This is a genomic window from Streptomyces sp. Tu 3180, from assembly GCF_009852415.1.
Classification (GTDB): Bacteria; Actinomycetota; Actinomycetes; order Streptomycetales; family Streptomycetaceae; genus Streptomyces.
On the sequence record NZ_WOXS01000002.1, the window covers coordinates 7,917,906 to 7,931,091 of the forward strand.

Genomic DNA, 13,186 nt, shown 5'->3' on the forward strand with positions numbered 1-13,186 from the left:
TGGGATGGTGTGGATCCTTGCCACAGTGCCCCCCGAGTGATCGGGAAGTCCAACCGATCCTTTCCATGGGATTCAGCGGCGCCGCTTCTGAATCGCGGATTTCGGGCCGGGGCCGGCCGGAACGACGGATTGACGGCCGTGCCCCGTGGGCAGGGAGGCAGGGAGTGTCATGAACACGACTGCCCTTCCCCCACGAGGAGGTCGACCATGAACGTCCGTACACTGACCGGCGGCCTGGCCGCGGCTCTGGTGATGTCCTTCCCCTTGCTGGGCGGTCAGGCCGCGGCCGCCCCGTCCGACGACACCGCGGGCCCTCCGGCCGCCGCCCGGGTGCTCACCTACGACGCCAGCGGCTCCGCGGAGTTCGCGTCCGCGGTCGCCCGGGGCGCGGCGATCTGGAACGAGAGCGTGGACGCCGTGGAGCTGCGCCCGGCCGCGTCCGGGCAGCGCGCCGACATCCGGGTGCTGGCGGACAACGGCTGGCCGCGCGCCCTGCCCACCTCCCTGGGCAAGGGCACCGTCTACATCGGGCGCCAGGCCGTGAACCAGGGCTACAACACGGTCCGCATCTCGTCCCACGAGCTCGGCCACATCCTGGGCCTGCCGGACCGCAAGCCCGGCCCCTGCTCCAGTCTGATGTCCGGTTCCAGCGCGGGGACCTCGTGCACGAACCCCTACCCGAACGCGGCGGAGAGGGCGGAGGTCGAGGAGAACTTCGCCGGAGCGGCCGCCGCCGGGACGCCGGTGCCGGCGCCGCGTCCGGCCGTCCTGGTCGGCGACTGACCGACCGTACGGCCCCGCGCACGGGACGCTCGGCCTGGTGCTCATGTGACTGATGTGACTACTGAGGCGATTGCCGCTACAGTGGAGCCAGGACGAGGCACCGGAGACCTCCGGAACCCGCCCGTGCGTTGGTGGTCCAAGGAAAGACGCCCCGCTTCCTGCGGGGAGATGCAGGTGCAAGGCCTGCCCGGCGCTCCCTCGCGAACCCCCGTCCCGGGACCCCGGGACGGGGGTTCGTGCCGTTGACGGGCGGTTCAGGGCTGCAGCGGCATGCTCCGGCAGTTGGAGGCGGCCGGCTCGCCCGCCAGCCGGTCGGCCAGCCAGGAGATCGCGTCGCCCTGGTCGGTGAGGAGCGGTGCCAGGTGGTTGGTGAGGAGCTTGTCGCCGAGGTTCGGCAGGACGACGGCCTTGTAGGTGACGTCGGCGCCCTTGCGGCACCAGTCGACCGCCAGTTGCCGGGACTGCGCGTGCGGCACGATGTCGTCCTGGACGCCGGTGGTCAGCCGGACCGGTCCCGTGGGCCTCAGCGCGCCCAGGCGCTGCCTGTCGAGGACGGCCCGGGCGCGGGGCTCGCCGGCCATGACCTCCGCGAGGCTCCTGCCGCTCGACGTCCACTCGGTGCTCCTGGTGAAGCCGTGACCGAAGATCCCGTCACCCACGCAGGCGGTGGAGACGTCCTCCAGCGCGGCCCGTCCCGTGGCGTTGACGTTCCTCTCGACGACGTCGCGCAGGCCGGGCTCGGCCTGCGCGAAACCGTTGATCGCCCAGCCCAGCGCGGCGGCCAGGGCGCTGCCGTCGACGCCCTTCATGACCTCCGCCAGGTCGGCGGGCGGCGCACCGCTGTAGGTGCCGACGAGATTCACCTCGGGCGCGTACGTCCGCTGGAGCTCGGCCGCGGAGGCGCTGGCGCCGCCGCCCTGGCTGTAGCCGTACATCCCCACCCGGGAGGCGGCCGTGACGGACGCACCCGGCACGGCGCGCGCCGCCCGCGCGGCGTCCAGCATGGCGTGGCCCTGGTCGACGCGGCTGACGTAGGTGTGGAGCCGGTCGGTCGCGCCGAGACCGACGTAGTCCGTGACGACGACGGCCGCACCGGTGGCCAGGAGGCGGTAGACCGCCAGGTTGTCGTACCCGACCGACACGCTCCCCCCGCCGAGGGCCAGCGGGTGCTCCAGCGCGAGCGAGGGCGCGCACTGGTCGCCCTGACCCATGGTTCCCGAGCCCACGACGACCAGGGGCCGGGGGCCGTCGCCCCTCCAGTCCGCGGACGGCTCGATGTAGGCGCCGGTCACCGCGACCCGCTCCCCGGACGAGTCGGTGGACGTGTACATCAGGCGGGTGGCCGTGCCGGGCAGCGGCCGGCCGTCGAGACCGGGCAGGCTCAGGCCGAGGCGCAGCGGCTCGTGCCGGATCAGCGCGCCGTCGGCCGACGGCAGCTCGGCGGGCGGGGTGTAGAAGGCGGGGACGGTCACGCCGCGGGACACGACGGGGTCGCTCGCGGCGGCCGACGGGGCGGTCGCGCACATGCAGGCGGTCGTGGCGACGACGGTGGTCAGCACACTGCTCAGACGGCTCACGGCTCGCTCCTCGCTCCGTTCAAGAAAGTGAACCGGAAACTAGCACCGCTTACTTACCGGCGGTAACATACATGTGAGTCACGGACCGGTAACTATTCGTGGGACCGTCGGCGCCCGGTGCGCGAGAGCGGGCCCCGCCGGTCGCCCGGCGGGGCCCGCTCGCTGTCGGTGTGTCCGCTCAGGCCGTGTGCAGGGTCAGCCCGTAGCGGTTGAGGATCTCGTTGACCGGCTGGAACCAGGTCTCACCCCCGCCGGAGCAGTTGCCCCAGCCACCGGAGGTGACGCCCTGCGCCTGGTCGCCGCTGATGAACGCGCCGCCCGAGTCGCCGGGTTCGGCGCAGACGCTCGTCTTCGTCATCTGGTGCACCGCGCCCTGGCTGTAGTTGACGGTCTCGTTCTTCGCCAGCACGGTGCCGCAGTGCCAGCGGGTCGTGGAGCCGGACCGGCAGATCGAGGCGCCGACCGGCGCCTCCGCCGAGCCGCGCACCAGCCGGTCCGGGACCGTGCCCCAGCCGAGCACCACCGGGACCGTCCACCAGCCGCTGCCCACGTTGACCCACGCGTAGTCGTTGTCCGGGAACGAGGAGCCCTGGAAGTTGCCGATGTACGAGCCGTCCCAGCCCCTGACCCCGGCGCCGGCGCCGCCGCAGTGCCCGGCGGTGACGAATCCCCCGTGGACCGAGAAGCCTATGGAGCAGCGGACGTTGCCGGTGTAGTAGGGGTCGCCGCCCACCGTTCCCGCCGCGAAGGTGCGGGCCGCGGCCGGCACGGTCCGCACCGTGACCGGACCGGCCGCGCGGGCCCGGTCGACGAACCGGCGGACATCGTTGTCGGCCCGCTCGCCGCTGACGACGTTCACGACGACCGAGTTGGCGACCGGGTCCACGGACCAGCTGCTGACGCCCGCGGGCGCGTCGAGGCGGTCGATGCGGGACTTGGCCGCGTCGAGCCGTCGTGCGCTGTGCTCGACGGTGCGGACCCTGGCGCCGGAGTCCCGCAGGGCCTTGACGGTCGAGGAGCCGGCGTCCGGGGTGACGGCGACGGTCAGCTTCCCGCTCCCGGCGTCGAACCAGGCGCCGCCGTAGGCGGATCCGGCGGTCCTGCGGGCCTCGGGCACGAGTCCGGTGGCCGCGCGCTCGGCGGCCAGCCGGTCCTCGGCCTCGGCGCGGGACAGGCCGAAGTCCCGCTGCATCGCCCGCACCAGGCCGGCGGAGGCGGGTGCGGAGCCGGTGGACGAGGCGGAGGGGGGCGAGGCGGGGGCGTCGTTCGCCGAGGCGGGCAGGGTGCCGGCGGCGGTCCAGCTGCCGATCATGAGCAGGGCTGCCACGCCGGCATGGGTGAGTCTGGTGCGTCTCATGGAGGATGCCCTTCGTCGTTCCAGCAAGGTGGGGGTGGAACAACCGCAGTGCGAGAGCGCTCTCAGTGGAGTCGGCCAGAGCTTAGCGACCCGACGCTGTCAGGTCTATGCCAATGTGCGATCCGTTTCCGCCGGATGCGTGCGGGGGAGTGGGCGAAGGCCCTTCCGGCAGAGGGAGTCGGCGACGGTCCATGCGGGCGGGTGGGGAACGGCGCGGACCGGCGGCGCGGTGCCGGTCCGCGTTACCACGGCTCGGGAAGGCGCTCAGTCGTCCGAGGGTGCCCGCCCGTCCCCGGGGCCGAAGCGGTCCGGGGCCAGTGCGGCCAGCAGCGAGGTGATGACCAGGTCCGTCGAGGCGGCCATGTCCACGGAGTCCGGGGCCAGCAGCCACTGGACCTGCAGGCCGTCCATGACGGCGATGACCGCGTTCGCCGCGTCGTGCGCGCGTCCGGTGGCGGCCTCGGGCAGCCCGCACGCCTCGACCAGCGCGTCGGCGACGAAGGCGCGCAGTCCGGTGTAGCGGTCACGGAAGTACGTCTGCGCGGGATGGTCGTCGGTGACGGACTCCGCCGACAGGACGGCGTAGAGCCGGACGATGCCCTCCCGCTCGGCGTTGCGGTGGGCGGTGTCGACGAGATGGCGCAGGAAGGCGAGCCCCCGGGGGCGCTCGGACCCCGGCCGGCCGATGTCGGTCCGGTCGCGCAGTTCGAGAACGCTGGTGAGCAGCAGCGACTTGGACCGGAAGTAGTGCAGGACGCCGGCCTGGGTCAGCCCGGCGCGCTCGGCGATCTCCGCGAGTGAGGCGTTGTTGTAGCCGCGGGCGGCGAACGTGTCCATGGCGATGTGCAGGATGTCCTGCTGCCGTCGCCGTGCTTCCGGGCTGCGGGGCGTGCGGGGGGCGGCCTTGGTCCTGCGGGCGGGCCGGCCCGCCGACTGGTCACTCACCCGCGACAGCTTACGGCGGAGCCGGTCGCACCGTTGTCGATCTTCACCGGCGGACCGGACGGGGGCGGGAATTTGTGACGCAGACCACTTACTGACCACTTAGTGGGTGTGCTTTCATGGCGCCGTCGTTCCACCGCGACGCCACCGCCGTGGCCGGAAGCGACGCTTCCGGGGCCGGTCCGTCCGGCCCCGCGCACCGCCCTTCGCACCCCGGCCCGCCGCATTCCCGGGCGCGGACCGGCGTACCCCACGCGCCACCCGACGAAGGAGAGCCGCATCGTGCCGTCCCCGCCGTTCCTCCCGCTGCCGTCCCGGCCGCCCCTGTCGCCCCGGCCGCCCCTGTCGCCCCGGCCGCCCCTGTCGTCCCTGCCGTCCCGCAGAAGCAGCCGCATCCGTCCGCGCGGGCTGCGCACCGCAGGGCTCACCCTCGCCCTGGCCGTCGCCGGACTCGGTCTCACGGGCGCCGGGACCGCCCGGGCCGCCGACCCCACCGCCCAGGTGTGGGTCACCACCCCGGACGGCGCCAGGAAGCTGTCGGCCGAGGGCTCCGTCCCGTTCACCGGCACCCCGCAGTCCATCGACATCCGCATCGACGCGGGCAGCAGGGGACAGCGGTTCACCGGCGCCGGGGCCTCCGTCACCGGCGCGTCCGCCCACCTCGTCCAGAGCCTGCCGCAGGGCACGCGCGACGAGCTGATGCGGTCGCTGTTCTCCACCACCGGGGACGGCATCGGCCTCACCTACCTGCGCCAGCCGCTCGGCAGCACCGACTTCGACGCCACGGACGACCCCCACACCTACGAGGACACCCCCGGCCGGTTCTCCATCGACCGGGACAGGGCCGAGATCATCCCCGTCCTCAAGCAGGCCACCGCCCTCAACCCCTCGATCCGCTTCATGGGTTCACCCTGGTCGCCGCCCGCGTGGATGAAGACCGGCAACTCCCTCGACGGGGGCGCTCTCAGGCCCGAGCACTACGGGGCGTACGCCGACTACCTGGTGAAGGCGATCAGGGCCTACGGGCAGGAGGGCATCACCCTCACCGACCTCACGGTGCAGAACGAGCCCGAGTTCGCCACCAGTTACCCGTCGATGTCGATGACCTCCGCCCAGCAGGCCGACTTCCTGAAGGTCCTCGACCCCAAGCTGACCGCGGCCGGACTGCCGACCGGCATCCTGGCCTACGACCACAACTGGGACCACCCGGACTACCCGCTCGACGTCTTCTCCCGCACCTCCGGCATCGACCGCGTCATCGGCGCCGCCTTCCACTGCTACGGCGGCCAGGCCGACGCCCAGCAGCGGATCGTCGACGCCGGCAAGCGGGTCTTCTTCACCGAGTGCTCCGGCACCGACAGCGCCGACCCCGCCACCACCTTCGGCGACACCCTGCGCTGGCACGCCGAGAACCTCGTCGTGCGGAACATGCGCAACGGCGGCGAGACCGTCATCACCTGGAACCTCGCCCTCGACCGGAACGGCGGCCCCCACCAGGGGCACTGCGCCGACCGCTGCAACGGCGTCGTCGAGATCGCCGGGGGCGAGGTCACGCGCAACGCCGAGTACTACGTGCTCGGTCACGTCACCAAGTTCGTCAAGCCCGGCGCCACCCGCATCGGCTCCACCAGCCAGGGGGCCGGAGGCGTCCGGAACGTCGCCTTCGAGAACCCCGACGGCTCCCGTGCCGCCTACGTCGTCAACACCTCCGGCAGCGCCCAGCGCTTCTCCCTCACCGACAACGGCAAGTCCCTCGCCCACACCCTGCCCGCCGGCGCCGTCGCCACCTTCACCTGGAACGGCACCCCGGCCGGCCCGATCGACCCCGCCGCCTGGTACCGGGTCGTCAACGCGGGCAGCGGGGCCTGCCTCGACGCCGCCGACTGGGGCACCGCGAACGGCACCGCGCTGCAGCAGTGGTCCTGCGGCACCGGCGCCAACCAGTCCTGGCAGTTCCGGCCCACCGGCGACGGCCACCACCAGGTCGTCAACCGCCACAACGGCAAGGCGTGGGACGTCGACGGCGGCCCCGGCGCCACCGCCGACGGCACCAGGGTGCACCTGTGGGAGTACGTGCGCGGCACCAACCAGCAGTGGCGCCCCGAGAGCGTCGGCACCGGCGGCCGGTACCGCTTCGTCGCCCGCCACAGCGGCAAGTGCCTGACCGTCGACAACGCCTCCACCGCCGACGGGGCCCGGCTGTCCCAGCAGCCCTGCAACGGATCGGACGCCCAGACGTTCACCCTGTCCGGCTGACCGCCGCGCCGCGGGCGGGGACCGGTGCGCCGCGCCGGTCCCCGCCCGTGCGCGCCGCGCCGGGTGCGGCCCGGTCCGGGGCGGGAGCCCGACCGGACGGACACCGGTCCCGGGGTGAGGGACGGGACACCCGTGGTGCCCCGCGCCGGGTGCGGACCGGGTGCGCCGTGCGGTGACGAGGAGGTCTTGACGGGACGGGACGTGCTCGGCGCTACTGGAAGACGTGCCGGGCGCACGTGCGAGGGGGGCCCGCCCGGCGCCGCCCCGCTCTTCCCACCCCTCGCTGGGATGCACGGCGAAAGGGTGACCGGTGCGGTCTCGACGGGCAGCGGCAGTGGTCGTGCTGGCCTCGATGCTGCTCCTGCACCTGTGCGTCCCGGCGCTCGCGGCCGACCCGCGCGCAACGGCCCGCCCCGCGGCGTCGTGGCACGACGAGCGCGACGAACGCGGCGAGTGCGACGGGCACGGCGAGGGCGACGGGCACGGCGAACGCGGCGAGTGCGATGAGCGCGGCGAAGCGGCACCGGCCGCACCCGAGGGCGTCTTCGCACCCTCCCCGGGCGGGGAGGACGCCCCGCTCCACCGCCTCGCCGCCCGCTCGCCGAGGCACCCGGGGGCGGCCGGGGTCCACCCTCCGGCGCCGGGCACCCCGTCGGCGGCCGCGGAGCCGCGGACCGCTCTCCGCTCCCGTCCGGCCCGACCACCACAGCGCCGCGGGCCGGACGACGCGGCCCGCACGGCCAGCACCTTGCAGACATTCCGCTGCTGAGCGACGGCAGTACCGCCCGAGGCCTGCGCCGTGCGGCCCGGACCCTGCCTGGTGACCGGTGCCGGCACACCGTGACGAGCAGGCCTTCGCGCGTCCCGCGATCGTGACGACACAGGAGGCACACATGCAGGGAAAGCGCATTCTCGTCATGCGGCCGGACGAACTGGGCCCGGACGAGCACAAGGCGTGGAGACATCTGCGCATCGACTCCGGCGCGCCGCAGAACCCGTTCCTGGACCCGGTGTTCGCCACGGCGGTGGGACAGGTCAAACCGGGTGCCCGGGTGGCCGTGCTGCAGCAGGACGGCACGCCGGTCGGTTTCTTCCCGTACGAGAAGGGGCGGTGGGGACGGGGCCGGGCCATCGGCGCGGGGGTCTCGGACAGTCAGGGCGCCGTCCTGCACCCCGGCATCCGGCTCGACCCGCGCACCCTGCTGGCGGCCTGCGGGCTCTCGTCCTGGGAGTTCGACAACCTGGAGGCCGGCCAGCACCTCTTCGTCCCGCACGCCGTCGAGGAACTCGCCAGCCCGGTGGTCGACCTCGACGGAGGGTTCGCGCACTACACCGACCGGCTGCGCGCGAGCTCACCCGGCTTCCTCAAACAGACCCGGGCCAAGGAACGCAGGCTCGCCAGGCAGGTGGGCGAGGTGCGGTACGTCCACGACGCCCGGGACCCGGAGGCGCTGCGCGCGCTGATGCGCTGGAAATCCGCCCAGTACCGGCGGACGGGCCGGCGGGACCGGTTCGCGCAGGAGTGGATCACGCGGCTGGTGGACCTGCTCGCGCACGGCGACGACCCCGAGTGCCGCGGACTGCTCTCCGTGCTGTACGCCGGCGGCCGCCCCGTGGCCGCCCACTTCGGGCTGCGCTCGCCCACGGTGCTGTCCTGGTGGTTCCCGGCGTACGACCGCGCCTACGGCAAGTACTCACCCGGACTGGTGCTGCACCTGCGGATGCTGGAGGCGGCTGCCGCCGACGGCGTCCGCACGGTCGACCTGGGCAGCGGACCGGCCCGTTACAAGGACTCGCTCAAGACCCGTGAGCTGCGGGTCTACGCGGGGGCCGTGGTGCGGCCGGGGCCGGGCGGGGCCGCGTACCGGCTGGGCCGGGAGCCGGGGAGGGCGGTCCACCGCTTCGTGCGCGGCCGTCCCCGGCTGGCCGGCGCGGCCAGGCGCGTCCTGGCGGAGGCGGGCCGGTTACGCGACCGCTGACCCGGTCCGGCGTACGCCGGCGTCGGTACACGCGGTTACTCCCGCCGCCGGACGCCCTCGCCGCGCGGGCCCGGCACCGTGGTGGGCGTGAAACTCGACCGCCCCGCACGCCGGGCCCTCCTCGCCGTCCACGTCGTCGCCTCCGCGAGCTGGCTCGGGCTCACCCTCGGGCTGCTCGCGCTCGGCACCACCGCGAACACCAGCGCACCCGCGGCCGCCGTGGAGGCGTCCGTCCGGACCATGAAGCTGTTCGCCGACCTGCTCCTGCTCCCGGTCGCCTTCCTGACGCTCCTCAGCGGCCTTGTGCTGTCGCTGGGCACGCCATGGGGACTGGCGAGGCACCGGTGGGTCTGGACGAAGTTCTGGCTGACCCTGGCCACGACCACCGCGACGGCGTTCGCGCTGCGGCCGGGGGTGGACGCGGCGGCCACGGCCGTGGCCGCCGGTCACCCCCTTCCCGACGGGGGCGACGTCCTGATGGGACCGGTCGTCTCCCTGTCCGCCTACGTCTTCATGACGGTGCTCTCGATCCTCAAGCCCTGGGGCCCGACCCGCCGCGGCCGCCGCCTGCGGGCCGCCGCCCGGCCGCCGGGGACCGCCGAACCGGCCCGCGGATGAGCGCGACCGCCCGCCGTCGCGTCACAGGGTGCGCTCCAGCCGGTCCGCCATCAGCTGCACGAAGCGCGCCGGGTCCTTCGGCCGGCCGCCCTCCGCCACCATGGCCAAGGTGTACAGCAGTTCGGCGGACTCGGTGAGCTCCGAGCGGTCCTCGCGCTCCCGGTAGGCCTGGTTCAGGCCCTTCACCAGGGCGTGGTCCGCGTTGAGTTCGAGGATGCGCTTGGTGCGCGGCACCTCCTGGCCCATGGCCCGGTACATGCTCTCCAGGGCCGGGGTGAGGTCGTTCGAGTCGGCGACGAGACAGGCGGGGGACACCGTCAGGCGCGTCGACAGGCGCACCTCCTTGACGTCCTCGTCCAGTCGCTCCCGCATCCAGTCGAGCAGACCGGCGTACTCCTCGGCCTGCTTCTCCCGGTCCTCCCCGGCCTTCTCGTCGCCCTGCGCGCCGAGGTCGATCTCGCCCTTGGCGATCGACCGCAGACGCTTGCCCTCGTACTCGCCCACGGCGTCGACCCACACCTCGTCGACGGGGTCGGTGAGCAGCAGCACCTCGATGCCCCGCTCCCGGAACGCCTCCATGTGCGGGGAGTTGTCGATGCTCTCCCGGGACTCGCCGGTGATGTAGTAGATGTCCTCCTGCCCCTCGCGCATCCGCTCCACGTACTGCTGCAGCGTGACGGTCTCCTCGTCGCCGTGCGTGGTGGAGAACGAGGCCACCGCGAGGATGGCGTCGCGGTGGTCGGAGTCGGTGACCAGCCCCTCCTTCAGCGCGGTGCCGAACTCCCGCCAGAAGGTGGCGTACCGCTCGGCGTCGTCGGTCATCATGCTCTTGACCGAGGACAGCACCTTCTTCGTCAGACGGCGCTGCATCATGCGGATGTGCCGGTCCTGCTGGAGGATCTCGCGGGACACGTTGAGCGAGAGGTCCTGCGCGTCGACGACGCCCTTCACGAAGCGCAGGTACGGCGGCAGCAGCGCCTCGCAGTCGTCCATGATGAACACGCGCTTCACGTACAGCTGCACCCCGCGCTTGAAGTCCCGCGTGAACAGGTCGTGCGGCGCGTGCGACGGGAGGAACAGCAGGGCCTGGTACTCGAAGGTGCCCTCGGCCTGGAGCTGGATGGTCTGCAGCGGGTCGCGCCAGTCGTGGCTGATGTGCTTGTACAGCTCGTGGTACTCGTCCTCGGACACCTCGTCGCGCGAGCGCGCCCACAGCGCCTTCATCGAGTTCAGCGTCTCGGGTTCGGCCGCCTCGCCGTCGCCGTCCTTCTCGCCGACGAGCCGGACGGGCCAGGTGATGAAGTCCGAGTAGCGCTTGACGATCTCCTTGACCTTCCACGCCGAGGTGTAGTCGTGGAGCTGGTTGTCGGGGTCGGCCGGCTTGAGGTGCAACGTGACCGACGTGCCCTGCGGCGCGTCGTCGACCCGCTCCAGGGTGTACGTCCCCTCGCCGCGCGACGTCCAGCGCGTGCCCTGCTGCTCGCCCGCGCGCCGGGTCAGCAGGGTGACCTCGTCCGCGACCATGAAGGCGGAGTAGAAGCCGACGCCGAACTGGCCGATCAGCCCTTCCGCCCCCGCCGTGTCCTGCGCCTGGCGCAGCTCCCGCAGGAACTCGGCCGTGCCCGAGTTGGCGATCGTGCCGATGAGCTGCCCGACCTCGTCGTACGACATCCCGATGCCGTTGTCCCGCACGGTGAGCCTGCGGGCGTCCCGGTCGATCTCGAGCTCGATGTGCAGGTCCGAGACGTCGGCGTCGAGCGAGTCGTCCCGCAGCTTTTCCAGCCGCAGCTTGTCCAGCGCGTCGGAGGCGTTGGAGACGAGTTCGCGGAGGAAGACGTCCTTGTTCGAGTAGACCGAGTGGATCATCAGCTGGAGCAGCTGACGGGCCTCTACCTGGAACTCAAACGTTTCGGTCGGCATGGTTCGCGATTACCTCACTGGTCCATGGATCACCGGGATGGATCTGGCGCAGTCACTGTAATCAAACCCGGCGTCACCGTGGGCCGGTGTCCCCCACGGCCGCGTCCAGGAGGGGGCCGAGTTCACGGGACACCGTGGTCAGGGCGCGGACGTCCCGCTCGGCGCGGGCCACGAGGAGCGCCCCCTCCAGGGAACTGATCATGAGCGTGGCGAGCGGCTCGGCGCGTTCCCCGGGGACGCCCATGCCGGCCAGGGCACGGGCCACCGCGCCGGTCCAGTGGGCGAAGGCGGCGGACGCGGCCTTCCGCGTCGACGGGGCGGACTCTGCGCGGTCCACGGTGGCGGCGGCGACCGGGCAGCCGCCGCCGAAGCCCGCCGTCTCGTACTCGTCGGTCCACTGCCGGACCATCTGCGCGAACAGCCCGGCGGGCGTCGGTTCGGGCAGCGCGGCGAGGAACCGGTCGACGCGCCGGGCCGCGTACCGGCCCGCCCAGTCCACCGCCTCGTCGACGAGCTGCTCCTTGCCGCCGGGGAAGTAGTGCTGGAGCGATCCGCGCGGCGCCCCCGCGTGCGCGGCCACCTCACGCATCCCCGTGGAGGTGACCCCGTCGCGCCGGATCAGCTGGGCCGCGCTGAAGACCATCCGCTCACGCGGCCCTCGTCCGGACACCGCCATCCCGACCTCCCGCCACCGGATCCTTCCTCCCGACTCTATGACCGCCGTCATGACGGCCGCTACTATGACAACGGTCATAGGGGATGGCGCCGGCGTCCCGCGGACCCGCCGGCGCCCACGAGTGCGGCAGCGCCCCGACCGCGGCGCGGGCCGGGAACGGCGGTGCGTCGTGTACGTCGGCTTCATCGGGCTCGGGGTCATGGGCCGGCCCATGGCGCTCAACCTCGTCCGCGCCGGGACGCCCCTCGTCGTCTGGAACCGCACCCCGCAGCGGTGCGCACCCCTGCGCGACGCCGGAGCCGAGGTCGCCGAGGGCCCCGCCGAGGTCTTCGAACGGGCCGGCGCCGTGTTCCTCATGCTGGCCGACGAGGCGGCGACCGACGCGGTGCTGGCCCGCGGCACCCCGGACTTCGCCGCCCGCGTCGCCGGGCGCACCGTCGTCCACATGGGCACCACGTCGCCGGAGTACTCGGCCGGCCTGGAGGCCGCCGTCCGTGCCGCGGGCGGCGCGTACGCGGAGGCCCCCGTCTCCGGATCACGGGTCCCGGCGGAGCAGGGGCACCTGGTCGCCATGCTGGCGGGCGACGCCCCCGCTGCGGCGTCGGTGCGGCCCCTGCTCGCGCCGATGTGCCGCGAGACGTTCGACTGCGGCCCGGTGCCGAACGCCCTGCTGATGAAGCTCTCGGTGAACCTGTTCCTGATCACCCAGGTCACCGGGCTGACCGAGGCGTTCCACTTCGCCGACCGGCACGGCCTCGACCGCCGCCGCTTCCTCGACGTCCTGGACGCGGGCCCGATGGCCAGCGCCGTCTCGCGCATGAAGGCCCCCAAGCTGCTCGCCCGCGACTTCGCCGTCCAGGCCGCCGCCGCGGACGTGCTGAAGAACAACCGCCTGATCGCCGAGGCGGCCCGCAGGACGGGGGTGGCCTCCCCGCTCCTCGACGTCTGCCACACCCTCTTCGACGAGACCGTGACCCGGGGCCACGGCCAGGAGGACATGGTGGCCGTGCTGCGCGCGCTGGAGGCCAGGACCGACGGCGCGCGCTCCGGCGAGCCGGCGGGCGGAGAAGCCTGACGT

Annotated in this window: 11 protein-coding genes; 6 read left to right on the forward strand and 5 right to left on the reverse strand. The window is 73.3% G+C overall.

Annotated elements, in window-relative coordinates:
• The first annotated feature begins 207 nt into the window (after positions 1 to 207).
• A complete protein-coding gene (locus tag GL259_RS35660) occupies positions 208 to 783 on the forward strand; it encodes a snapalysin family zinc-dependent metalloprotease (RefSeq protein WP_159537705.1) in 576 nt (191 codons plus the stop codon).
• Between the two features lie 254 nt (positions 784 to 1,037).
• Here GL259_RS35660 and GL259_RS35665 read toward each other — a convergent pair whose 3' ends face one another.
• From GL259_RS35665 to GL259_RS35675, 3 genes are all read right to left on the reverse strand, one after another.
• On the reverse strand, positions 1,038 to 2,360 hold the full coding sequence (locus GL259_RS35665) for a lipase family protein (RefSeq protein WP_159537707.1): 1,323 nt from the start codon (positions 2,358 to 2,360) through the stop codon (positions 1,038 to 1,040).
• 178 nt (positions 2,361 to 2,538) lie between these two features.
• The gene (locus tag GL259_RS35670) at positions 2,539 to 3,717 is read right to left on the reverse strand and encodes a S1 family peptidase (RefSeq protein ID WP_159537709.1); all 1,179 of its coding nucleotides are present in this window, start codon (positions 3,715 to 3,717) and stop codon (positions 2,539 to 2,541) included.
• A 264-nt stretch (positions 3,718 to 3,981) separates the two neighbouring features.
• Positions 3,982 to 4,662: a TetR/AcrR family transcriptional regulator gene (locus GL259_RS35675; protein ID WP_279578642.1), complete on the reverse strand. Its 681-nt coding sequence runs from the start codon at positions 4,660 to 4,662 to the stop codon at positions 3,982 to 3,984.
• Between the two features lie 432 nt (positions 4,663 to 5,094).
• Between GL259_RS35675 and GL259_RS35680 the strand changes: the two genes are divergently transcribed.
• The 4 genes from GL259_RS35680 to GL259_RS35695 all read left to right on the forward strand — a co-directional run bounded on the left by GL259_RS35680 (position 5,095) and on the right by GL259_RS35695 (position 9,512).
• On the forward strand, positions 5,095 to 6,915 hold the full coding sequence (locus tag GL259_RS35680) for an RICIN domain-containing protein (protein WP_208026649.1): 1,821 nt from the start codon (positions 5,095 to 5,097) through the stop codon (positions 6,913 to 6,915).
• A 310-nt stretch (positions 6,916 to 7,225) separates the two neighbouring features.
• Entirely contained in the window at positions 7,226 to 7,684 is a 459-nt protein-coding gene (locus GL259_RS35685; protein ID WP_159537711.1) for a hypothetical protein, read from the forward strand.
• Between the two features lie 124 nt (positions 7,685 to 7,808).
• Entirely contained in the window at positions 7,809 to 8,894 is a 1,086-nt protein-coding gene (locus tag GL259_RS35690) for a GNAT family N-acetyltransferase (protein WP_159537713.1), read from the forward strand.
• 87 nt (positions 8,895 to 8,981) lie between these two features.
• The gene (locus GL259_RS35695; RefSeq protein ID WP_159537715.1) at positions 8,982 to 9,512 is read left to right on the forward strand and encodes a DUF2269 domain-containing protein; all 531 of its coding nucleotides are present in this window, start codon (positions 8,982 to 8,984) and stop codon (positions 9,510 to 9,512) included.
• 21 nt (positions 9,513 to 9,533) lie between these two features.
• Here GL259_RS35695 and htpG read toward each other — a convergent pair whose 3' ends face one another.
• Positions 9,534 to 11,432 (reverse strand): molecular chaperone HtpG, encoded by a 1,899-nt coding sequence (gene htpG, locus GL259_RS35700; RefSeq protein WP_159537717.1) that lies wholly within the window; start codon positions 11,430 to 11,432, stop codon positions 9,534 to 9,536.
• A gap of 73 nt (positions 11,433 to 11,505) precedes the next feature.
• Positions 11,506 to 12,108: a TetR/AcrR family transcriptional regulator gene (locus tag GL259_RS35705; protein WP_159539225.1), complete on the reverse strand. Its 603-nt coding sequence runs from the start codon at positions 12,106 to 12,108 to the stop codon at positions 11,506 to 11,508.
• Positions 12,109 to 12,277: 169 nt separating this feature from the next.
• Between GL259_RS35705 and GL259_RS35710 the strand changes: the two genes are divergently transcribed.
• A complete protein-coding gene (locus tag GL259_RS35710; RefSeq protein ID WP_159537719.1) occupies positions 12,278 to 13,183 on the forward strand; it encodes an NAD(P)-dependent oxidoreductase in 906 nt (301 codons plus the stop codon).
• The last annotated feature ends 3 nt before the right edge of the window (positions 13,184 to 13,186 follow it).